General features: G+C 34.9%; 30 protein-coding genes. 22 read left to right on the forward strand and 8 right to left on the reverse strand.

Annotated elements, in window-relative coordinates:
• Positions 1–116 precede the first annotated feature (116 nt).
• The 8 genes from MKY94_RS08455 (at position 117) to MKY94_RS08490 (ending at position 5183) form a co-directional block, all read left to right on the forward strand.
• Positions 117–1037, forward strand: coding sequence for an oxidoreductase (locus tag MKY94_RS08455; protein ID WP_342578475.1), 921 nt, complete (start codon positions 117–119; stop codon positions 1035–1037).
• Positions 1021–1872, forward strand: a complete 852-nt coding sequence (locus tag MKY94_RS08460; protein ID WP_342578476.1) for a hypothetical protein — start codon at positions 1021–1023, stop codon at positions 1870–1872. The genes MKY94_RS08455 and MKY94_RS08460 overlap by 17 nt, the downstream gene beginning before the upstream one ends.
• Before the next feature lie 200 nt (positions 1873–2072).
• Positions 2073–2303 carry a DUF3139 domain-containing protein gene (locus MKY94_RS08465; RefSeq protein ID WP_342578477.1) on the forward strand — a complete coding sequence of 77 codons (231 nt, stop codon included), beginning with the start codon at positions 2073–2075 and terminating at the stop codon, positions 2301–2303.
• A 296-nt stretch (positions 2304–2599) separates the two neighbouring features.
• Positions 2600–3031, forward strand: a complete 432-nt coding sequence (locus MKY94_RS08470; RefSeq protein WP_225216079.1) for a hypothetical protein — start codon at positions 2600–2602, stop codon at positions 3029–3031.
• Positions 3032–3262: 231 nt separating this feature from the next.
• The gene (locus tag MKY94_RS08475; RefSeq protein WP_342578478.1) at positions 3263–3709 is read left to right on the forward strand and encodes a DUF2262 domain-containing protein; all 447 of its coding nucleotides are present in this window, start codon (positions 3263–3265) and stop codon (positions 3707–3709) included.
• A gap of 197 nt (positions 3710–3906) precedes the next feature.
• Positions 3907–4437: an HAD family hydrolase gene (locus MKY94_RS08480; RefSeq protein ID WP_191697412.1), complete on the forward strand. Its 531-nt coding sequence runs from the start codon at positions 3907–3909 to the stop codon at positions 4435–4437.
• 57 nt (positions 4438–4494) lie between these two features.
• Positions 4495–4776, forward strand: a complete 282-nt coding sequence (locus MKY94_RS08485; RefSeq protein WP_191697413.1) for a hypothetical protein — start codon at positions 4495–4497, stop codon at positions 4774–4776.
• 14 nt (positions 4777–4790) lie between these two features.
• On the forward strand, positions 4791–5183 hold the full coding sequence (locus MKY94_RS08490; RefSeq protein WP_191697414.1) for a group-specific protein: 393 nt from the start codon (positions 4791–4793) through the stop codon (positions 5181–5183).
• 441 nt (positions 5184–5624) lie between these two features.
• On the opposite strand, the gene MKY94_RS08495 is transcribed toward MKY94_RS08490, so the two are convergent.
• Together MKY94_RS08495 and MKY94_RS08500 are read right to left on the reverse strand one after the other, a co-directional pair.
• Entirely contained in the window at positions 5625–6071 is a 447-nt protein-coding gene (locus MKY94_RS08495; RefSeq protein ID WP_191697415.1) for an ImmA/IrrE family metallo-endopeptidase, read from the reverse strand.
• Between the two features lie 31 nt (positions 6072–6102).
• Positions 6103–6429, reverse strand: coding sequence for a helix-turn-helix transcriptional regulator (locus MKY94_RS08500; RefSeq protein WP_144537060.1), 327 nt, complete (start codon positions 6427–6429; stop codon positions 6103–6105).
• Positions 6430–6651: 222 nt separating this feature from the next.
• Between MKY94_RS08500 and MKY94_RS08505 the strand changes: the two genes are divergently transcribed.
• From MKY94_RS08505 to MKY94_RS08535, 7 genes are all read left to right on the forward strand, one after another.
• Complete coding sequence (locus MKY94_RS08505) at positions 6652–6846, forward strand: hypothetical protein (protein ID WP_340863024.1); 195 nt, start codon at positions 6652–6654, stop codon at positions 6844–6846.
• A gap of 30 nt (positions 6847–6876) precedes the next feature.
• Complete coding sequence (locus MKY94_RS08510; protein ID WP_263619337.1) at positions 6877–7002, forward strand: hypothetical protein; 126 nt, start codon at positions 6877–6879, stop codon at positions 7000–7002.
• Positions 6992–7153 (forward strand): DUF3954 domain-containing protein, encoded by a 162-nt coding sequence (locus tag MKY94_RS08515; protein WP_144537056.1) that lies wholly within the window; start codon positions 6992–6994, stop codon positions 7151–7153. The genes MKY94_RS08510 and MKY94_RS08515 overlap by 11 nt, the downstream gene beginning before the upstream one ends.
• Positions 7154–7320: 167 nt before the next feature.
• Positions 7321–7800, forward strand: a complete 480-nt coding sequence (locus MKY94_RS08520) for an ArpU family phage packaging/lysis transcriptional regulator (RefSeq protein WP_342578479.1) — start codon at positions 7321–7323, stop codon at positions 7798–7800.
• A gap of 276 nt (positions 7801–8076) precedes the next feature.
• Positions 8077–8370 carry a hypothetical protein gene (locus MKY94_RS08525; RefSeq protein ID WP_144537052.1) on the forward strand — a complete coding sequence of 98 codons (294 nt, stop codon included), beginning with the start codon at positions 8077–8079 and terminating at the stop codon, positions 8368–8370.
• Entirely contained in the window at positions 8367–8636 is a 270-nt protein-coding gene (locus tag MKY94_RS08530; protein ID WP_191697418.1) for a phage holin, read from the forward strand. The genes MKY94_RS08525 and MKY94_RS08530 overlap by 4 nt, the downstream gene beginning before the upstream one ends.
• 117 nt (positions 8637–8753) lie before the next feature.
• The gene (locus MKY94_RS08535; RefSeq protein WP_191697419.1) at positions 8754–9443 is read left to right on the forward strand and encodes an N-acetylmuramoyl-L-alanine amidase; all 690 of its coding nucleotides are present in this window, start codon (positions 8754–8756) and stop codon (positions 9441–9443) included.
• Positions 9444–9542: 99 nt separating this feature from the next.
• Here the strand turns inward: MKY94_RS08535 and MKY94_RS08540 are convergent, their stop codons facing one another.
• From MKY94_RS08540 to MKY94_RS08550, 3 genes are all read right to left on the reverse strand, one after another.
• Positions 9543–10229, reverse strand: coding sequence for a hypothetical protein (locus tag MKY94_RS08540; RefSeq protein WP_342578480.1), 687 nt, complete (start codon positions 10227–10229; stop codon positions 9543–9545).
• 367 nt (positions 10230–10596) lie between these two features.
• A complete protein-coding gene (locus tag MKY94_RS08545; RefSeq protein WP_340863028.1) occupies positions 10597–11199 on the reverse strand; it encodes a hypothetical protein in 603 nt (200 codons plus the stop codon).
• A gap of 636 nt (positions 11200–11835) precedes the next feature.
• Positions 11836–12294, reverse strand: coding sequence for a DinB family protein (locus tag MKY94_RS08550; RefSeq protein WP_342578481.1), 459 nt, complete (start codon positions 12292–12294; stop codon positions 11836–11838).
• A gap of 192 nt (positions 12295–12486) precedes the next feature.
• On the opposite strand from MKY94_RS08550, the gene MKY94_RS08555 reads away from it, so the two are divergent.
• On the forward strand, positions 12487–12873 hold the full coding sequence (locus MKY94_RS08555; protein ID WP_191697423.1) for a hypothetical protein: 387 nt from the start codon (positions 12487–12489) through the stop codon (positions 12871–12873).
• A gap of 130 nt (positions 12874–13003) precedes the next feature.
• Here MKY94_RS08555 and lexA read toward each other — a convergent pair whose 3' ends face one another.
• Positions 13004–13624 (reverse strand): transcriptional repressor LexA, encoded by a 621-nt coding sequence (gene lexA / locus MKY94_RS08560; protein ID WP_151110235.1) that lies wholly within the window; start codon positions 13622–13624, stop codon positions 13004–13006.
• Positions 13625–13799: 175 nt separating this feature from the next.
• On the opposite strand from lexA, the gene MKY94_RS08565 reads away from it, so the two are divergent.
• From MKY94_RS08565 to MKY94_RS08585, 5 genes are all read left to right on the forward strand, one after another.
• Complete coding sequence (locus tag MKY94_RS08565; protein WP_191697424.1) at positions 13800–14111, forward strand: LysM peptidoglycan-binding domain-containing protein; 312 nt, start codon at positions 13800–13802, stop codon at positions 14109–14111.
• Positions 14108–14755 (forward strand): recombinase family protein, encoded by a 648-nt coding sequence (locus tag MKY94_RS08570; protein WP_191697425.1) that lies wholly within the window; start codon positions 14108–14110, stop codon positions 14753–14755. The genes MKY94_RS08565 and MKY94_RS08570 overlap by 4 nt, the downstream gene beginning before the upstream one ends.
• A 64-nt stretch (positions 14756–14819) precedes the next feature.
• Positions 14820–15053, forward strand: a complete 234-nt coding sequence (locus MKY94_RS08575) for a DUF896 domain-containing protein (protein ID WP_144537032.1) — start codon at positions 14820–14822, stop codon at positions 15051–15053.
• Between the two features lie 87 nt (positions 15054–15140).
• Positions 15141–17141 (forward strand): transketolase, encoded by a 2001-nt coding sequence (tkt, locus tag MKY94_RS08580; protein ID WP_191697426.1) that lies wholly within the window; start codon positions 15141–15143, stop codon positions 17139–17141.
• A gap of 148 nt (positions 17142–17289) precedes the next feature.
• Positions 17290–17511 carry a YneF family protein gene (locus MKY94_RS08585; RefSeq protein WP_144537029.1) on the forward strand — a complete coding sequence of 74 codons (222 nt, stop codon included), beginning with the start codon at positions 17290–17292 and terminating at the stop codon, positions 17509–17511.
• Between the two features lie 357 nt (positions 17512–17868).
• Here the strand turns inward: MKY94_RS08585 and MKY94_RS08590 are convergent, their stop codons facing one another.
• Both MKY94_RS08590 and MKY94_RS08595 read right to left on the reverse strand, forming a co-directional pair.
• Positions 17869–18801, reverse strand: coding sequence for an alpha/beta hydrolase (locus MKY94_RS08590; protein WP_144537021.1), 933 nt, complete (start codon positions 18799–18801; stop codon positions 17869–17871).
• Between the two features lie 11 nt (positions 18802–18812).
• Complete coding sequence (locus tag MKY94_RS08595; RefSeq protein ID WP_342578483.1) at positions 18813–19709, reverse strand: hydroxymethylglutaryl-CoA lyase; 897 nt, start codon at positions 19707–19709, stop codon at positions 18813–18815.
• Between the two features lie 108 nt (positions 19710–19817).
• Between MKY94_RS08595 and MKY94_RS08600 the strand changes: the two genes are divergently transcribed.
• A complete protein-coding gene (locus MKY94_RS08600) occupies positions 19818–21002 on the forward strand; it encodes an acetyl-CoA C-acetyltransferase (RefSeq protein ID WP_342578484.1) in 1185 nt (394 codons plus the stop codon).
• Positions 21003–21004: the final 2 nt, after the last annotated feature.

Below are 21004 nucleotides of genomic sequence, written 5' to 3' on the forward strand. Positions count from 1 at the left end.
ACCTTGTAGAAACCGCTATAATAGAAGAGAATTAAAAAATGGAATAGGACTAATAACAGTTGAAACTTCAACTAATTTAAAATAGGAATAACAAGGAAACGACAGGAGTATTTTTAATGAAAAAAATAATAATTGGTACTGCTTGCATTATGATAGTTGGTATATTCGTAGGTACTTTATTTTACGAAAATTTAGATGCGATTCCAACGGATTCCAAGCAGAATAATATAACAACATTAGAACAAACAAAGCCACTACAGCCATTCTATGTAGACGATTTAACTGGATATTCTTTAGAAAATGATCAAGTACAAATTACTTTTAATAGTGGCAATGAATGGATTGAAGTTCCTATTGAAAAAGAAAAGTTATTTGAAGGGGAATATTCCGGAAGTAAGACAGAACTGATAGATGATAGCTATATACTTTCACAGGGGCATGCCTATTTTTTATATTCTAATGAAAATGATTCAAACGAAACCAGTATCGAATTGCTTTATACAAAAAATGATGGTAAGACATGGGGGAATATAGTTGTCGTAGATCGCTATCCTCTAATTCGTTTTCGAAAAGTTGAGTTTTTAAATGATTCCTTTGGTTACGTCATAATTTCAGGTGATCGTACAATGTCACAGGAATGGACAAATGTTTATATTACGAAGGATGGCGGGATGCAATGGAAAGAAGCGACTCATTCGAATATCACCAGATTAATTTCAGATGGGGGATTTGTTAGTGAAGAAATAGGCTTCTTGTCATTTGGGATACTTAACCCTGAAGAACCTGATCTTCATATCACGCAAGATGGAGGGGCCTCTTGGCGTGAAGCCAATATCAATATTCCAGAGAAATATAACAAAATATTTGTTCTGGCGGAGGTGCCTTTTAAAGAAGATGACTACTTAGCCGTCTACATTAATCAAGGACCTAATGGGGATTACCAAGGTGGGAAAGTTAAAGGGAAATTCATTTCTAATGATAACGGAAAGACATGGGAATTTTTAATGGAGGTAACACCAAATGAACCGAAAATATAAAAAAATAGGAGGCTGGTTATTCTTTCTAATGGCCATTGGATTGTTTAGTGTTCAAATGGGATATTTCTTTTTAAAATCAAGATATGTAATAGAGTACGTGGATAATAGATTTTTTTACGTGATAAACATATTAATAGTATTAGCCATTTTCCTCTCCTTGTTTCTTCTGCTCACTGTCAATAAAAAGTGGAAAATGATAATAGTGAGCATTACAGTCGTACTTCTATTTATACAAGGGGTTTTTATTACTATCCATAGCTATCAAACTAAACATATTCTAAGTATTTCACCAGATTTTAAAAATGTGTTAGTCATTAAGGAAGATAGGAAAGCCAAACAGGCAAAATACTATAGATCATATTATTGGATATTTGCTCGGGAAAAAGAAATTTTGCCCTATAAAACTAAAAGCGAGTTTAAAGTGAAGTGGGTAGAAAAAGACATTGCCGCTGTTACTTATAAAGCTGCTGATAGTACGATACACCAATATATCGGTACCTATGGGGATCGTGACGAGGGTTCCTATTCTTACGTTGGTCCATCTATCGCTGGACAATGGCAAGGGGATAATGCAATGGTTATCAGTTCACCGGATGGAATTACTGTTATACACAACGGAAAAACGGAAAAGTTTAAATGGGACAGTGTTGTTCAATTTGGTACATTAGCCGTTGTTTTGGTCCAAAATAACGAAGCAACTTGGATGATAGGTTTATCAGAGAACTTTAATAGTAACTCGAATGAACCAATACCACCCTCAGGAGAAATCGTATTATACGAAGCAACTATGAATAACAACGATCCGATAACTCTGAAGTATCTATCTGCTGAATAAATTATAAATGAGTGCAAGTAAATCCAATCTATCTATCTATATGTATGGATTAATTTATCCACTAACAACTATAACTGCATGATTAATTAAACCAGCAACATTTGCTGAAGAGGTTACAAACCACCTTTTCAAAATGATGATTGAAAATTTCTAAATTAAATTTTTATATTGTGTTCAAGTTATCCACAGGGGTGTATTAATTGAAAATAAAAATAATAATAAGTTTAGTTGTTTTGGTTGGATTAGCAATTTTAGCTATAGTTACTATCTATCCTGGCAGTCAAGAGGATGCTGAAGTAAAATTTGCTGAATATCTGAATAAACAAGGTGTAGATGATAATAAGATATCATCAAAAAAGATAATTAAAGACTATAAGAATGGTGGGTACGGATTTATAGTCACTTTTGAAGATGATCCTGCGTATAGTTAAGAATATTTTTATAATGGTAATAGTAAAAAAATAGTTCTAGTTGTCTATGATGATGGAAAATCAATAGATGAAGGTATGAAATATGAACCTATAAATGATTAATAATAATGCAACATTCTCTACGAGTTAACCTACAAAATCCAAATGGTGTAGACATTTGTCTAATGCTGTTTGAATAACAAGTAAACATCATATTTAATTGTGATGTATTGCTAAAAATTAAACAGAGGTAATTGTATTAAATCCAAATAGTTATAAAGTGGAGCTCAAATTTAAAATTTTAGGGGGAATTGAAATTGAAAAAAATACTCGCTATGTTTTTTACAATATTATTTTTGACTGCTTGTTCTGAGACCACGAAAAACGATTATAAATTTATTGGAGAAAGTGATCATTGGGAAGCTGAATATTTGTATAAAGGAATCGAAAAATGGGGAGAAACAAATGGAACAAAAACGTATTCGAACGATGCCAGCTATGAGTTCGTTTTAAAATACAAAGGTTCATTAGAAGATTTGTCGTCACTACAAAAGCTTGAATACTCTTATCAAACTGATAATAGTAGCGGGAAAAGAATTCAAGAGTTCACAGAACCTCCATCGTCCGTTACATTTTCTTCTTCAGGGGCCTCAAAAGGTGGCTCAAAATTAACCGAAGATGCTGTCATTACAGTAAATGTTAAATGGGGAGATTTAGAAGAATCATTTGATCTGCATAATTTAAAGTAGCATATATGATTTTTACTCCATACAATCTTGGCTTTCTAAGAAAGAAAAGGGGTTCGTAAAATATGCTTCGATACTTTCCATTTCATTAGCTGTGGTATATATATTGCTTTTCTATGTAATCGTCGGCAAAATTTAATTAATGAATAAAATCAATTCATAGGTGAATGTGAACTATCGAAAGTTCTATTATGTAAATTTCTTTCCGAAGATCTATTCAAAGGGGATGATTAGGTGAACTCATCTATTTACAGCAACGAATTGGGGCTGTTTACTTTCAATGAAATAACCAATAACTATGAAAATCATGAAAGTAAAATTCATTGGAGCTTAAATAGTAGTAATTTAGACGATGCCAAGAGGCTGTTGATAATCGCCGAAAAGTTTTTTACATCTATAGATGAGAAGGCAAGAGTATCTGTAGCAACAAATATGATTCATTATAAAAATGATTTTTGGCCAGAATACGATGAAAATGATCCGACTCTAAATTGGGATGAAGTGGATGCTGGGGAATATGATATAACAAAAGAAAAGTTTGCTACGTCTATTTCATTATATGATGTGGAAATAAGTGGAAATGAAATATATTGTGAATTCCATGATGGCGATTTGTTTGGAGGGCATAGAATACACGCAACCTTTGATCATTGTTTAGACCTACTAGAGGCTAGTATTTAGTTGAGAAAATGGATAGATATTGCGGTTGTAGGAATTATTATATTAATTATCGTTTTAAATATTTTCTTTAAGAGATAATAAATAACATACGTACACACCTTAGCCTAAAACGAAAACATTTTAGGTTTTTTCTTTATAGACTGATAATTATTTTCTTCCGGGGAACACTAGGAGAAAATAATAAAGGTGTGTAAGAGATGAAAAAAGCTGTATTTTTAGATCGCGATGGTGTTATAAACGAAGTACTAACTAATAGAGTTAAATTTGTGAATAAACCGAAGGACTTATATTTCCTGCCAGGCGTACCAGAGGCTATAAAAAAATTAAATACTATCTTTAATTATGTGTTTGTGGTTACCAATCAAGGTGGAGTAGGTCTTGGATATATGAAGGAACAGCAGTTAATTCATATACATGAGCATATGAAGGAAGCTTTAAGGAAGAAAGGAGCGATTGTGAATGATGTTGTCTATTGTCCCCATAAGCCAAAGTCAGGCTGTTCCTGTAGAAAGCCTAATAGTAAATTAATTGAAGATCTTGCCAAGAAGTATGAAATAAATTTACCCTCTTCTTATATGGTTGGAGACACAGATACGGATATTATTGCGGGTAAAAAAGCTGGTACAAAATGTGTTTTCCTTGGAAAAAGTGACCCTCTAGCTGATGCGATATTTTCTGATTTAGCAGGCGCCGCTGAATGGATTATTCAGGATAGTCAAAGTAAGTAAACCGAGAATATTATTTCCTAAACTTAATTGCTGCTCGAAGCAGAAAGGAGCTTGTGTATGAAGATACATTGGATAAATGGCCAATATTCAGAAGATAATAGGATTTTTGATACTAAGAATGAAGTGTATGAATGGTCTAATTCATTGTATGGCGATTTTTTAGGCTACTTAGTTAGTAAAGTGAATGTTGGGTATACAACTCCAGATGAAAAAGTGATTAATTCTCTCGAGAAGCTCATACCAAAATGGGCAAACTATCTAAATATAATGGTTGTTGTGCAAAAAGATAAAATTAACGTAAACAATAAATATCTTTATAGAATTTGGACTTTATTTTAAAGGGGGGAGTTAATATGAATTTTTACATTGCCTCAAATTTTCAGAATATCCATGAAGTAAGAGAACTTGCTAGAATTTTAAAACTTGAAGGTTGGAACCACACATATGATTGGACTAAGAATGAAAGAGTAGATTCGTATAACTTGCTCTCTGAGATTGGCAGAATAGAAAAACAAGCAGTAGTTGATTCTGATTTTCTTGTTGTTCTTCTTCCAGCCGGTAAGGGTAGCCATATTGAGATGGGAATAGCTCTGGGGTTAGAGAAAAGAATTTTTTTATATTCTTCTACGAATTCAAGTTTTGATTTTGACCAAACTAGCACTTTTTATCATGTGGATGGGGTTGACCGTTTTACTGGAGATCTACAATCCTTCGCTCACTATTTAATAGGTATACATCACCAATAACATTAAGGGATAAGTTAGGCAGTTTTTTTGTTAGTAAACAAAACAAGACCGATTATTAATGGGAATAAAAACATCCAGATTAAATTTTCATTTAAAACATTGACCATGTTATTATTAATGTTTTTATTGTCGATGTAGTAAAAAAAAGCTCGTACTGCCGTTAATAATACGTAAATGGTTATAGTGAATTTGAGAAATTTCCCCGAGAATACTAGGAGTAAAATCAGTACAAAAGAAGTTAGTAGGACTAGAAAGAAAAAGGAGTTCAATTCATGCATTCTATAGTTGATCGGTATATCCGCAAGCATGATTATTTTTCTAAGAAATAAAAAAATAAATAAATTTATTAATACAATGACGCACACACATATCCCAATTATGTCTATCAATCGCATTTAGAAGCCTCCACAAGACGTTAAAATTTAGTTAAGTCTATTAGATTTATTTTTTTGAAATATTTAATGGATCAAAAAACAGCTCATACTCCTTATATTGTATGGAAATTCCATATCGTTGCTTGTAGACGTTAAGGGCTTCTTTTAAGTAGTTAGCTGTAATTTCAAGGTGCAAGCAAATTTCCTCGACAGTCGTATACCCATGTAGATAACACTCGATTAAATGATCAAGTGAGACAATTTTTTCATAGCCCCACCTTCTTGCAATCAGTTCTAGCTTTTGATTGTTTATATTACCTAAATCGGTTATATTCCCGGTGGACGTCTCGTAATGTCCTAGCTCTTCAGCCAAAATACAGTGTTTTTCGTAAGAGGACTTGGATTTATTGATTTCTATATTATTGTCATAGTATAGACCGGAAAGCCCCTTTGGCAAGTCCTTTTCCATAATACATATTTGCGGATATTCCATCAGTAGTTTCTCGAAACTCATGTAATTACACCCCCTTAATCCTTCATGGAAATTATTTTCTTTGTGATTTGATAAACTCAATATACTTTTTGATGTCCTCCATCTCTTCCTCGGTAACATCCTCATCTATATGGGCGGCAATTGTTTCGATATTCTTACCCTTTTTAGATTCTAATGGAGGGAAAAATTCATTGATAGAAACATTTAAGATTTTAGCAAGCTCATATAATATTTCTTGATTGGCCTTCCTTTCTCCTTTTTCATAACGAGAAATAGTTTGTTTAGTAGTATGTAACTTTTCAGCCAATTCTTCTTGGTTCATATTTCTCATAATCCTCCATTTTTTTATCTGTTTTCCTACGTAATTAGTCAGCTCCATTTCACTTTTTTCCTCCTGCAATAGTATTTATCTAATTATATAATAAAAGTCACCATAACGGAAGTGAAATTAAGGTATAATGCTATTTAACCATTTACAAGTAACCAATATGGTGATATATTGTTTTCACAATCAGGTTTGAACTTCTAAGATAATGGATGAATAAAAATTTTTTTTGTAAAGTCACCGAAATGGTTACTTGGAGAGGGAGGAGAAAATTAGATGAAGCAGGAAACGTATTTGTTGGATGTATGGTATTTCAATGATGGTACTCTAAAGGATCCATTTGAGATTTGGTTTGTAGTTACGAAAACCAGAGGCTATGAGGAATATTTAAAAGTGAAGGAACAGTCAAGTGAAATACGCTTTAACCCATACTCTGAAAGTCTTTTATCTAATATGTTTAGGAACTGGTAGCATGTAGCGTTTGAAAGGGGTGAGTTCTAATTGTCTGTTTTATACGTACTTCTGACTACTGTTACTCTAAGCTTTAGTTTTTGTTTGATTGAAGTGGACAAGCGCTTAGCTCGACTAGAGAAAGTAAGAGAGGGAGCTGATATGTATGAAAAATGAAAAACTAAAAATCGAGCAAGCTGTATGTTTGATTAAAGATGGAGAAATGGAGCTAGTGGAAAAACCACAATATGGCTACGGAAAACAAATTATTACTTGGCAAAATGGAAAGCCTACACATATAGAGATTCAATCGACTAAAAGAATATAACCGTTACTGGAATAACCAGGACACAGACTTGAAGACAAGTCTTGTGTCTTTTTTTTGCTTTGCACCCGTTGTAGTTTAAGGCCAAATGGAAAAGGATGCCTCTTGTAATCTTGCCGTTAATGTCCAAACATTCAAACTTGTGCATTCCATATTAAGGAGGACTTTAAATGAATATACAGCAAATAGATTCTCGTAAAACCAAAAAAGCAGTGGAACGTGCTTTTGCAGAATTTAGAAGATATCTACTTCAATCTTCTTTAGATAAAATGCCAACTATTACAGCTCAGTATTCCTTGGTACCGCCATCTGGAAGCTTTAGTGGATCGTCTACTGAAAATTCAGCAGTGAAAAATATAGATTATGAGCGAAAAAGAAAGCTAGTAATGGAGAAAATTATACGTGCTGTTAACAAACTATCCTACAAGGAAAGGTCTATAATTACGATGAAATATTTTGGTGAGGAGGAGGTATACGATTATGAAGTTTACACCGACCTTCACCTTTCTCATCGGCAGTATTATCGTATTAAAGCTGCGGCCTTTCAAAAGCTTGCTATAGTACTGAATTTAGTTGTATGGAAAGAACAAGAGAACTTGATTAAGGACATAGATCTGAAAGATAGTGAAATAATCGAGTGGCACTTTTAAGGCACACTTTTTTGTTTTAGATGTGTTTTAATATAACCTATAGAATGGTTTTAAAAATTAATTACCTAATTAGTGCTTTGTAATTAAAACACAACCATTGTCACTTTGTTGTTTGGAATAGAAAGTGAGCTCATAAAAAGAAGGCACATTGCTGGCACACATTTTCGTTTTGGATATGTTTTAATATAAACTAAGAAGAATAAAAATATGAGTGGACAGAAGAGAACGTTCCCAATAGGGCCGTTCTTTTTTTGTTCCCTAAAAAGGAGTGAGGGAATGGAATTATTCATCGGCATGAGTTGCACAGTTTTAGGGTTTCTTGTTGGGTTGCTTACTTATAGTCGCAATAGGGACAAGGATATGAAGGCAGAGGCAGCTAGAACAGCGGTAATTGAAACCAAGCTCGATAACATCAGTAGAGGGGTGGAGATAATTCAACAAGAAATGAAAGCATCGGAAAAGCATAGAGAAATTTTGTCAGAAAGACTTATAAGAGTGGAGGAAAGTACTAAGCAAGCTCACCGTCGATTAGACGAAGTAGCACTTATTCAGGAGGTGACGAGTGTATGAATATCAACTGGAATGTGCGTTTACAAAACAAGATTTGGGTGATGAGTTTCCTGTCCCAATTATTTATCCTAGCAGAGCTAATGCTTATTGCTTTCAATAGTCTAGGAATTACTGAGTATACCTTTTCAGAGAACATAGAGAAATGGATATTAGCCATGGTAAATGTAGTTTTTGGCCTGTTAGCGACATTAGGATTGATTCAAGATCCTACTACACAAGATCTCTCTGATAGTAAAAGAGCAATGACATATAAAAAACCAAATTGAGCTGCCCTTATGGGTGGCTCTTTCTATTGAAAGGGGGTGATTCCATTGGTGTAGACAACGGTTGTACAAGTTTTCTTTAAAAAAATAAAAACAAAAAATTAGAAGAGGTGATTGATTATGGTAAAAATTTTTATTGATCCAGGTCATGGGGGAACTGATCCAGGAGCTGTAGGTAATGGATTACAGGAGAAAAATTTAACTTTGCAAATTGCAACACGTGTGAAAAATATTCTTTTAGCTGAATACAACAATGTAACTGTATTAATGAGTCGTACAGGAGATACATTTCCAACTTTGCAGGATCGTACGAATCAAGCGAATGCCTGGGGAGCAGATTTCTTCCTTTCTATTCATATTAATGCAGGAGGGGGGACAGGCTATGAGGATTATGTCTATCCAGGTAGCGGAACTCCTACTACAACATATCAAACAAATATTCATTCAGAGATCTTAAAGCTTGTTAATTTTTCAGATCGAGGAAAGAAAACGGCTAATTTTCATGTTTTGCGTGAATCAAATATGCCTTCGTTGCTTACAGAAAATGGCTTCATCGATAATGCCAATGACGCAGCTAAACTTAAGACATCCTCTTTCATTGAATCTCTAGCAAGAGGCCATGTAAATGGTATTGTTAAGTCCTTTGGGCTTCCTAAAAAGAGTACCGCTGTGTATCATACAGTAGTAAGTGGAGATACAGTTTACGGTTTAAGTCAAACTTACGGAAGCACAGTTCAACAGATTAAAGATTGGAATGGCCTAGACTCCAATTATACAATTTATGTTGGTCAGGTTTTAAGAGTGAAATAATAGGTCAATGATGCAGTGAGTAGTTGGGAGTCCTTCATTGTAAAATATTAAATAATTTATATTGAAAAAGCGTTGAGATTTCTATCTCAACGCTTTTTTCTATTTAGTTTCGATTGTTACGCCTTGCAGTTTTATATATTGTCCATCAGAGACTGTAATATATGTATCTGCTTCAACGTTTTCATTTGTCACGATATCCTCTAACTGATGCGAACTGCTCTTTGAGACTTCGTAGTATCCTAATCCTGTCTCAGCATTATAAATAATTTTATATTCTCCAGCCGGGATATCTTTTCCTACTTTGTACATACCGTCTTTATAAATACCATCATTAGGAACTATAGAAGGAGCTTGCTCAATAGAATACATATCACCATCCTGAAACTTAAAATATTCTCCATCGTGAAGCGTCACATAGGAATGGGAATCCTTACTTAAATTATCATTGAAAATAATACCTTCCAATGTACCTGAGCTGTCTTTTGAACTTTCTATATATGTGTAGCCGTTAGCAAACACTATATATTCTCCTGCGGATATATCAGTACCAACCTTGTATGTCCCTGATTTAATCTTTCCATCATTTTTCTTTTCTTGTTTATCCTCGTCTGTTTTTGGATCAACAGTCGTTGAAGCTTCGTTTTTATTGTCTTCTGTGGTTTTCTCGGTAGCTATATCGTTGACCGGCTCATCATCTCCGCCAACTGATGCAAGTGCAATAATAAAAATTACGACGATTACCCAGAACCACCACTTCTTATAAAAAGGTTCTTTTGGATTTCCCATTATTCTTCTCCACCTGTCATATGTAGAATTACATTTAAACATTAACAGAATGCCCATTATTACTGTTTTTTATGAGAGCAAAGAGATATTTTGTTGTTACAATCAAATAGTAAATAAAGTGACGAGAGATAAAGTAAATACTTTAACGTGTTAGTCGATTATTTAGGCGAGACTCTTTAAGATTACTTCTTACTAGTGTATAGGTAATAGGCTGGAAGAGCTTAGGGAGGCCATTACTTAACAGGCATTTTGAAAGAAGAACTTTGTTTTATTATCACATTATAAAAATGAAAACTTTTGTATGTATAAGACTGGTCGCTAAACAATGGCGATCAGTCATCAAAAAAAGGTTAATAGATTTGCAATGTTATTGGATTCCGTATTCTTTAATAAGAGCCTCCATTTTTCTCGAAAACTCGCGATCCAATTTCCTAACTTCATTTAGAATTTCGTTTGCTTTAGTTATTTTGTTTGGATCATTGGCATCAAGACCAGCAGCAATTTCACTGAATGCGATATGTTGCTTGCTAATAGCATCTATTAATATTTCATGCGTGGCTGCAATATCATCATTTGGAGGAATAATAGCTTCAATGTTTTCTAAAACAAACATATTTTGTGGAAGAATTTCCTCGTAAATAGCAGTGGCAAATGTATAGCTGTCCAATTCACCATTGGATGATCCAAATCTTAGCTCATCCCAGCGTACTGCTAAATCTGTTACCTCCATATAAGCTACTCTCACATCGTCCACATAGTATTGCACCAGTTCCTTATCTGTAGATACCACTTCCTCCTCAGGTACTGTTGCTTCTTCTTTTGAATCTGATTTGTTTTCCTCAGCAGCAGTCTCTTCTTTTGTTACTACTTTCTCTATCTCTTTTTCAGGTTTTTCTTCCTCCTTTGCTACGGAGCAAGCAGTAAGGCCCAACATACAAGAAACCATTATTAAAAAGAACCATTTTCGCATTATCAAAAACTCCTTTTGGCTTTTAATCCTGTGCTTATTAAAAAAAGTAAAGAACGTATTGTATAACTTGGTTTAAGATGATAGAAAAATAGTTGCTTTTACAAGGATTTAGTTGAGCAAATGTAAGGTCTGTCGTTAGTTTCTGTACTTTATTTATTATTTCTCACGATAAGAAAGGGGATTTCAGTCGGCTTTAAAATATGCACTTATTTACTATATTCATCTCTTAAAATGAAGTCACTGCTATAAGGAAGGAAAACGGGTTTTTGTTAGAGTGGATATATACGACAGGTTACGAGAACAGTAGGATTAGAAAATGTATTTAAATAACATTTTTATGGAAAATAAATATTGAGGCATGAGGTGGCATTGAGAAGAAAAGTCCTACTATGTAGCTTTTAAATAATCAGATGTGGAATTGGGGGGACGCATATATGTATTAACTTCAGTACTCATCAGCTAGGGAAACAAAAAAAGGAAGACAAAAATTTTTATTTTAGTCCTTCCTTTTTTGTTGAATCTAATGATTTGAGGATAGAAGAGCCAAATTAATGTAGCGAAAGGGAATGGGATGAATTGTTTCACCCCCATTAGATAATTTTTGAACAATATTCTCAGTTAGACAATGAAGCTAATTTAAAAAAGAGGTTTAGGAAAACCATTGAAATGAGCGATGATGCCAATTTGTCCTATGTGGTATGCTTCGTGACTATATATATGATGGAATACCCAGTTAAAAGTTGGGGGAGAAGGAGGAATCCAACCATCAGAAAATTTAGGGACTTCAATCAGTTGATTAAACTGTTGATCAGTCAAGTTATTTAATATTCCGTCTGTATGTATGCGAATATCTTGATAAGCTTTAAGTATTTCGAACGGAGAGGAATTTTTGTCTAAAGTCAAAACTAACTTTTGTTGGAGTGCCACTTCATTAATCCAGAAATCCTCACTAGTAGCAATATGTGAAATAACCCATGCCAAATTATTTGGATAGGTTGGTGAGGTTTTAAACCAGCTTTCTTCTTGTAAACTATTCAAATAAGGTAATAACGTTTTTCTGTAATCATTCCGATATGGAAAAGCCAAATAAATCAATCCTTTCTATTAATATAAATTAAATAATGTAAATATAAATTTTAATAAACAAATGTATTCATTTATGAATTCCTAAAGATTTTTTAATATTCCGATGAATTGAAATAGGATAAAGAGCTTACAAATTTGATGTTAATATAGTACAATGCTACTTATATATCTGTAATTCCGGAATTAGTGGAGGGATAGAATGTGGATGCAAATGAATTAATTAATGTGATTAATCATAGTATAGAAAAGTTAGATTATGCTTCAGCAAGAAAATATATAGAGGAAAATCTAAATCTAGTTAATATCAATAAGCATTTACTTATTGATAATGCGAGAAGTGTGTTAGATTACATAAACGACACCCTAGAATCAGGAGCCCAGCCTTTAACTCGCCAAGAAGTTTCCTTGATTTACACGATTAATAAGCATGCTATGAAATTTGACGTTAGAGCTTTGAGAATGGTAATAAGAGATAACCCGTCCTTGCTAATAAGACAAGACATCAAACATTATTTTAATGAAGATGCAAAGACTCTCTTAGAGGGAATGAATGTAATACCAAAACAATCAAAACAAGCAATAATATAAACAAAACCCCTTCATGTCTCGAACATGAAGGGGTTTTTCGATGATCTAAACAAAAATGTCCACTTTCTTGTTAGATATGATATCGGCTCAAAGTAATCATACTATGAAAATTGTAGAAGTCAAGCAATCATTAGTGAATATGTCGGTAAACTCCTACTACTTTTCCTAAAATAGAGACTTGATTAACAATAATCGGATCCATCGCAGAGTTCTCCGGCTGAAGGCGGAAATACGTTTTTTCTTTAAAGAATCGTTTTACTGTTGCTTCATCCTCTTCTGTCATTGCTACAACGATGTCCCCATTATTAGCAGATTGCTGTTGTTTAACAATGACATAATCTCCATTCAAGATTCCAGCTTCAATCATACTATCACCCATAATTTCTAACATAAATAGGTGATCATCTGAAGTACCAAATGTTTCAGGAAGCGGGAAGAATTCTTCAACGTTTTCAATTGCAGTAATAGGCATACCAGCTGTAACCTTCCCAACTAAAGGAACATGCACAACTCCCTGCCTTTCGACCGTAGCCTCTAAACCATCTAATATTTCTATTGCACGTGGTTTCGTAGGGTCTCTACGAATTAAACCTTTACTTTCCAATCTTGCTAAGTGGCCATGTACAGTAGAACTTGAAGCAAGACCTACTGCCTCACCAATTTCACGTACGGATGGTGGATAGCCTTTTTTACGAACTTCTTCCTTTATAAAAGCTAGAATATCTTCCTGTCTTTTAGACGCTTTCTTCAATGAGTTCACCTCTTTTAGTAATAAATTCCCTACTAGATTAATACTTATTAATAGTATACCAGTGTCCTGAAAATTATGCAAACATAGGTTCTAATATTTGTTGACAAAAACAAATGTTCGTATTAATATTAGAACATACATTCCGAACAAACATTCTAATTTTGGGGGTTTTTTTATGAATTGGGTAAAAAACAATTATTTTTTAGCATTATTTTTAGGACTAAATCTTATATTTATGACAACTATGGTAATCTCACATACAATAACAACCGAGGAAGACTCACACATCAAAATAGAACAAGGGGATTCCTTATGGGCTCTTGCAACAAAATATGGCATAGAAGATTCAAGGGAAGAATGGGTGAGTCAGGTAATAGAAATGAATAATTTATACGATACCTCTATTAAAGCTGGGGATGTTATAGTTGTTCCTAAAGTAAGTGAGAACCTTCACTTAAATTATGGAACAGAGGTAGCGGGAGAATGAAATCAGTTATTTATTGTCGAGTAAGTACAGACAAGTCCACACAAGAAACTTCTTTAGAGAGACAAGAGGAAGAGTTGATAGATTTTGCTAAAAAACAGGGCAGTGAGGTTTCTCAGGTTTTTGCAGATCAGCATAGTGGATATGATGTTGAGAGAGACGGGCTATTAGAGATGCTCAATTATGTAAAAGAAAATGATATCAAAGCGGTGTTTGTGCAAGATGAAACTAGAATAGGTAGAGGTAATGGTAGAATGGCTGTCCTTCATTTACTTCAGAAAACAAACACAACGGTCTATACGTTACAGGATAAAGGGATATTAAACTTAAATGAAATGGATTCTATGCTTTTAGAAATCCTTGCCTTGGTGGAGGAATATCAACGTAAAATTCATAATGCTAAGATTAAAAGAGGAATGAAGCGCGCGATATCAAAAGGCTATCGTCCAGAAAAGAATTTAAAAACTCGTGGAAACCCTGAGGGAAGAGAGCGAATAGATATACCTGTTGATGAAATTGTCCGATTACGGAACGCAGGGCTCACATACGAGGAAATCACCTCTACATTAAAGGGATTAGGTTTTAATATAAGTAAAGCAACCGTACATAGAAGATATATGGAATTTAAAGAGACTCACGAAGGGTAAAGACTTGCACTTCGTGAGTTTTTTTCATACCTTTATATAAGAGTTAGTTGAAAGGATGAAAAATATGTTAAGTAAAGAAAAACTAGCACGTATTAATGAGCTGGCAAAAAAGTCTAAGTCCAGTGGATTATCTATTGAGGAAGCAAAAGAACAAAGTGCTTTGCGTAAAGAATATTTGGAAACATTTAGAGCAACAATGAGAGATACAATAGAAAGTGTAAAAGTTATCGACCCTTCTGGAAACGATGTTACACCAGAAAAGGTACAACAAGCGAAAAAGGGTAAATTTCTGAATTAACTAATCATTTCAGAAACCATTGATAATACACGAATTGTTGTCTAAACTATTATTATAGAAAAAATTTTGTTCGAGAGGATGTCATTCATGTCATTACAATCAGATTTATTAGCAATTACGACTATTCGTACTCTATCTATCGATGCAATCGATAAAGCAAACTCTGGTCATCCAGGTCTTCCTATGGGAGCTGCACCAATGGCGTACACATTATGGACAAAACATTTACGCCACAACCCAAGCAATCCTAATTGGTTTAACCGCGACCGCTTTGTTTTATCAGCAGGTCATGGCTCAATGCTGTTATATAGCTTGCTACACCTTGGTGGTTATGATCTTCCTATGGAAGAGATTAAAAACTTCAGACAGTGGGACTCTAAAACTCCCGGACATCCAGAATTTCGTCACACAGCAGGGGTAGAAGCAACAACTGGTCCTTTAGGACAAGGTATAGGTATGGCTGTAGGTATGGCTATGGCAGAGGCGCATTTAGCTGCTACTTACAATCAAGAAGGACATTCTATTGTTGATCATTATACGTATGCATTATGCGGAGATGGAGATTTGATGGAAGGTGTAGCTGCTGAAGCTATTTCTCTAGCGGGACACTTAAAATTAGATAAATTAATCGTATTATATGATAGTAATGATATTTCGTTAGATGGAGATTTACATAAATCTTTCTCTGAGAACATTGAAAAACGTTTTGAATCATACGGATGGAACCATATTTATGTAGAAGATGGTAATGATATTGAAGCAATTTCAGCTGCAATCGACAAAGCTAAATCACAAAACGATAAACCAACAATTATCGAAGTGAAAACAGTTATTGGATTTGGTTCTCCCAACCGCTCTGGAAAAGCAGATGCTCATGGTATGCCGCTTGGTAAAGAAGAATCTCTATTAGCTAAAGCAGAATATAAATGGTTATTCGAAGAAGATTTCTATGTACCAGAGGAAGTTTATGAAACTTTCAAGGAAGCTGCTGAGCGTCAAGGTGTTCAAGAAGAAGCTACATGGAACGAAAGATTAGCTACTTATGAAAAAGAGTTCCCAGAGCTAGCTCAAACTCTAAAACAAGCGATTAATGGAGAGATGCCTGCAAACTTTGCAGATGCACTTAAAACTTATGAAGAAGGAACTTCACAAGCAAGTAGAGCAGCTTCAGGTGAAGCGATTAATGCCATCGCTCAAAATCTGCCTTCATTTTTCGGAGGAAGTGCTGACTTAGCTGGTTCTAACAAAACGACTATTAAAAATGCTGGAGATTTCTCTGCAGAAAACTATGCGGGCAAAAACATCTGGTTTGGTGTTCGTGAGTTTGCAATGGGTACTGCTCTTAATGGTATGGCCCTTCATGGCGGTCTACATGTGTTCGGTGGGACATTCTTCGTATTCAGTGATTATGTACGCCCTGCAATTCGTCTATCCGCATTAATGGGATTGCCAGTAACATATGTGTTCACTCATGATAGTATTGCAGTAGGGGAAGATGGACCAACTCATGAACCAGTTGAGCATTTAGCTTCACTAAGAGCTATGCCAGGCTTATCAGTAATCCGTCCAGCTGATTCAAATGAAACAGCGGAAGCATGGAAATTAGCTGTATCCTCTAAGGATCAACCAACTGTGTTAGTGCTTTCTCGTCAAAACTTACCTACACTTAAAGGTTCTGTAGACCAAGCTAGTGAAGGTGTGGAAAAGGGAGCTTATATCGTTTCACCAGTTGAAAATGCAGAGGGTATCTTACTTGCAACAGGTTCAGAGGTTGGACTAGCAGTAGAGGCTCAAAAAGCTTTAGCAGAAGAAGGAATTCAAGTTTCTGTAGTATCTATGCCATCATGGGATAGATTTGAAAAACAAGATACTGCATATAAAAATGCTGTGTTGCCTTCTAACTTAACAAAACGCCTTGCTATTGAAATGGGATCTTCTCTTGGATGGCATCGTTATGTTGGATTCGAAGGTGACGTTATTGCAATAGACCAATTCGGTGCAAGTGCACCTGGAGAGATCGTAATGAAGGAATATGGCTTTAGTGTAGAAAATGTTGTTTCTAAGATGAAAAATCTACTACAAAAATAATATTCTTCTTTGCAATTCGAATACTTTTTCTTAAAAGTATTCGAATTGCTATTTATCAAAGAATTTATATAGAATGCCTATGAAATTTATAGTATAATTTCAATTGGTGTCTTGTACACGTAGAGAAGTTGGTAAAGGAGGAGAAACATTGGATACTTGGATATGGGTTGTTATAGTAATTGTCGCTTTAATCGGTGGTGTTGTAATCGGATTTTTTGCAGCACGACAATATATGATGAAATATTTGAAAGAAAATCCACCAATCAATGAACAAATGCTACGTATGATGATGGCACAGATGGGTCGTAAGCCATCCGAAAAACAAGTGAAACAAATGATGAACCAAATGAATAAAATGCAAAACAAATAATTAAAGGCACTCATTAATTGGGTGCTTTCTGACTGTAAACATCTCAAACTAATTGAGCTGTTTGCAGTTTTTTATATACACTCATTTTATTTTGGGATTATTTCTAATATGAAAAAGGATTACTTCAAAAATATTTGTTGAATTTTATTAAAGTAGACTCCCAAAGAAATATAGATTCTCTTTAAGGAGATTTTCACTCTGAATTTATTATGTAAAGATTTCAATTAGGAATGATTTGTTATCAATAAAAATAAAAAGAGGATTCCAATTCTATAATGGAATCCTAATCTTAAAATTTTATTATTCAATATGCTTAATTAATGGAATATTAATCGTTTAAAATCAAATTAGAAATGCCTATTTTTCCCCTAGTAAGCTATATTGCTTTAAAAAATCTGATACAACTTCTTCATATTCCTTGCTATTTTCATTAAACGATTTAGCGTGTGCTCCTACATCGAATAATTTGAGCATTTTAGGTCCTTTTTTCTTTTCATATAAATCTTCTGTCATCTTTGGCAAGATGAAATCATCCTCCATACTATGAATAAATAAAACAGGTTTTTCTATTTTATCTACTACATCAATCGGAGATACCAAATTCAAGGTGTAACCATCTCGCCATTTTAAGAAGAGATTAGCAAATCGGATGGCTAAGCTAGAGCGAAGTGGGGTGGTTTGGGTAAGTAAATGATAAACCTGGTCTTCAAAATCAGAGAATGCGCAATCTGAGATATAGAAGTCTGCATCGTCAATAATAGAACCGGCATATAGCAGGGTGGTGGCTGCTCCCATTGACTCCCCGTGTATCCCAATTACCGCTTTTTCGCCTGCACGTTCCCGAACTGCTTCCACTATTGCCTGTAAATCCATTTTTTCGTAATAACCAAAGCTTGTCGTTTTACCTCCAGAATCACCATGTCTACGATGATCATAGACGACGCAGTTAAAGCCAAGTCTTTCGAACATTCTTACAAAACGTAGCGAATTAATCTTATTCTCAGTAACACCATGACAAATGATGACGTAATTTTTCGTTTGGAGAGGTTCAATGAAAATCGCTTTCAGAGAGTAACCATTCTTCGAGGGTATCCACCGTTCTAATTTGTTTACAGCATTAAACCAGACCTCATCTAAACGTTTGGAAGTAATTTCTCTATTGTATATAAAGTCATCTTCTTTTTTCTTCATGTACATGAGTTTATTCGTGAGAAAAAAACCAAACACAGTGGCTACTGCTGTAAGAATACTTGTGAAAATACTCGTCCAAACGATAACTCTTTTTTTCATAAGCTCAGCTCCTACTTGCTCTTATATAATCTATACATCCCTGTCTCAATTGGTCTGGAAACATATGGAGCAACGATATTGACTGCTTTTAATAATTCGTCCATATTGATATTGGTGGAAATATCCATTTTATGTAGCATATTCACAACATCCTCAGTTGCTACATTTCCTGTGGCACCGGGTGCAAAAGGACATCCTCCTAAGCCACCTGCAGATGTGTCGAATCTTGAAATACCGGCCTGTAGGGCTGCAAATATATTGGCAATCCCCATTTTGCGAGTATCATGAAAATGTGCAGTAATTAATGTATTCGTAAATTCATTTTTTATAGCATGGAATAAATTATAGCTTTCTTTTGGATTCGCCATTCCAATGGTATCTGCTACGCTAAGTTCGTTTACTCCCCATGACACGAATTCCTTGCATAGTTCGATTGTCTTTTGTGGATCGACCGCACCCTCAAAAGGACAATAGAACGCAGTAGAAATACATGCTCGGACAAAATGTCCATCTTCCATTAGTTTTTCCACAATAGGCTTCAATTCATCCATACTTTCTCTTGTAGTTTTGTTAATATTTTTTTGGTTGAAGCTATCTGATACACCTACGAAAACTGCGAAGCTAGTAGCTCCATTTTCCATTGCTAGCTCTACACCTTTTTTATTTGGTGTTAGTACAAATTGTCTACCCACTTTTTTAACTTTCGTAACTATCTCTTTTGAGTCTTTCATTTGTGGAACCCATTTTGGTGATACAAAAGAACTTAGTTCCATTTCTTCTATACCAGCCTGTTGAAGCTGTTCAATAAAAGCTAATTTTATTTCTGTTGGAACCTCATTTTTTTCATTTTGTAGGCCATCTCTTGGTCCTACCTCGATTATTGTCACTTTATTTGGTAAACTATACATATTCATCCCTCCCTCTTTTATTGTAATGAATGGATGGTTGAACAAGCAAACTTTTAATTTGATTTATTAGATTTTATTGAAAAAGGGAATATTAAGGAGGAAATTCACGTGACAAATGAAGTTGTGATCGTAAGTGCTGTTAGAACAGCGATTGGTTCTTTCCAGGGTGGATTAAAGGATGTACCAGCAACTAAACTTGGGGCTATCGTTATTCATAAGGCATTAGAAAAAGCAGGGGTAGAAAAGGAATCAGTAGATGAAGTAATCATGGGGAACGTGCTTCAAGCAGGTCTAGGACAAAACCCTGCCAGACAGGCATCCATTCAAGCTGGACTTCCACAATCGGTTTCAGCTCTGACTATAAATAAAGTATGTGGTTCAGGACTTAAAGCAATTCATCTTGCTACTCAAGCAATTATTGCTGGGGATGCAGAAATAATTGTAGCTGGCGGTATGGAAAATATGAGTCAAGCTCCTTATCTATTAAAGAATGCTAGAGACGGCTTCCGGATGGGAGATCAAAAAGTAGTGGATAGCATGATTTCCGATGGACTATGGTGCGCATTCAACGATTATCACATGGGTATAACGGCAGAAAATCTTAGTGACCGTTATGACATCTCACGTGAAGAGCAGGACAAATTCTCTGCGCGATCACAAGCAAGAGCTGCAGAAGCTGTAGAAAATGGAAAGTTTGATGAAGAAATAGTTCCTGTGGAAATTCCACAAAGAAAAGGAGATCCCGTTATCTTTGATAAAGATGAGTATCCGAAAAAAGGGTCTACTGAGGGAAAACTAGCTGGATTGCGTCCGGCATTTAAAAAAGATGGGTCTGTTACCGCTGGAAATGCTTCTGGTATTAACGACGGGGCAGCTGCTGTAGTTGTGATGTCTAAGCAAAAGGCAGATCAATTGGGCCTAAAACCTTTGGCTACCATTGTGGCTAACGCATCTGCAGGAGTAGATCCAAGCGTAATGGGTATTGGTCCGGTAGAGGCAGTGAAAAAGGCATTGAATAAATCCCAGTTATCTCTTAGTGATATTGAGCTTATTGAAGCAAACGAAGCTTTTGCAGCTCAATCTATAGCAGTTGATAGAGAGCTATCCTTCAATCATGATATACTAAATGTAAATGGTGGAGCTATTGCTTTAGGCCATCCAATCGGTGCTAGTGGTGCTCGTATTTTCGTTACTTTACTTCATGAAATGGAGAAGAGAAATGCTAAAACAGGACTTGCAACACTTTGCATTGGTGGAGGTCAAGGGGTAGCTACTATTGTGAAACGCTCATAAAG

It is taken from the genome of Psychrobacillus sp. FSL K6-2843 (genome assembly GCF_038626375.1).
GTDB classification, from domain to species: Bacteria; Bacillota; Bacilli; order Bacillales_A; family Planococcaceae; genus Psychrobacillus; species Psychrobacillus faecigallinarum.

Bases quoted from the DNA above. Each gene is read 5' to 3' on its own strand.
- MKY94_RS08500 (WP_144537060.1), bottom strand. From the start codon at position 6,429: ATGGAGCTGACTAATTACGTAGGAAAACAGATAAAAAAATGGAGGATT.
- MKY94_RS08485 (WP_191697413.1), top strand. From the start codon at position 4,495: ATGAAGATACATTGGATAAATGGCCAATATTCAGAAGATAATAGGATT.
- MKY94_RS08525 (WP_144537052.1), top strand. From the start codon at position 8,077: ATGGAATTATTCATCGGCATGAGTTGCACAGTTTTAGGGTTTCTTGTT.
- MKY94_RS08530 (WP_191697418.1), top strand. From the start codon at position 8,367: ATGAATATCAACTGGAATGTGCGTTTACAAAACAAGATTTGGGTGATG.
- MKY94_RS08495 (WP_191697415.1), bottom strand. From the start codon at position 6,071: ATGAGTTTCGAGAAACTACTGATGGAATATCCGCAAATATGTATTATG.
- MKY94_RS08540 (WP_342578480.1), bottom strand. From the start codon at position 10,229: ATGGGAAATCCAAAAGAACCTTTTTATAAGAAGTGGTGGTTCTGGGTA.
- MKY94_RS08595 (WP_342578483.1), bottom strand. From the start codon at position 19,709: ATGTATAGTTTACCAAATAAAGTGACAATAATCGAGGTAGGACCAAGA.
- MKY94_RS08490 (WP_191697414.1), top strand. From the start codon at position 4,791: ATGAATTTTTACATTGCCTCAAATTTTCAGAATATCCATGAAGTAAGA.
- MKY94_RS08480 (WP_191697412.1), top strand. From the start codon at position 3,907: ATGAAAAAAGCTGTATTTTTAGATCGCGATGGTGTTATAAACGAAGTA.
- MKY94_RS08570 (WP_191697425.1), top strand. From the start codon at position 14,108: ATGAAATCAGTTATTTATTGTCGAGTAAGTACAGACAAGTCCACACAA.
- MKY94_RS08565 (WP_191697424.1), top strand. From the start codon at position 13,800: ATGAATTGGGTAAAAAACAATTATTTTTTAGCATTATTTTTAGGACTA.
- MKY94_RS08505 (WP_340863024.1), top strand. From the start codon at position 6,652: ATGAAGCAGGAAACGTATTTGTTGGATGTATGGTATTTCAATGATGGT.
- MKY94_RS08575 (WP_144537032.1), top strand. From the start codon at position 14,820: ATGTTAAGTAAAGAAAAACTAGCACGTATTAATGAGCTGGCAAAAAAG.
- MKY94_RS08455 (WP_342578475.1), top strand. From the start codon at position 117: ATGAAAAAAATAATAATTGGTACTGCTTGCATTATGATAGTTGGTATA.
- MKY94_RS08515 (WP_144537056.1), top strand. From the start codon at position 6,992: ATGAAAAATGAAAAACTAAAAATCGAGCAAGCTGTATGTTTGATTAAA.
- MKY94_RS08520 (WP_342578479.1), top strand. From the start codon at position 7,321: ATGAATATACAGCAAATAGATTCTCGTAAAACCAAAAAAGCAGTGGAA.
- MKY94_RS08535 (WP_191697419.1), top strand. From the start codon at position 8,754: ATGGTAAAAATTTTTATTGATCCAGGTCATGGGGGAACTGATCCAGGA.
- MKY94_RS08590 (WP_144537021.1), bottom strand. From the start codon at position 18,801: ATGAAAAAAAGAGTTATCGTTTGGACGAGTATTTTCACAAGTATTCTT.
- MKY94_RS08460 (WP_342578476.1), top strand. From the start codon at position 1,021: ATGAACCGAAAATATAAAAAAATAGGAGGCTGGTTATTCTTTCTAATG.
- MKY94_RS08545 (WP_340863028.1), bottom strand. From the start codon at position 11,199: ATGCGAAAATGGTTCTTTTTAATAATGGTTTCTTGTATGTTGGGCCTT.
- tkt (WP_191697426.1), top strand. From the start codon at position 15,141: ATGTCATTACAATCAGATTTATTAGCAATTACGACTATTCGTACTCTA.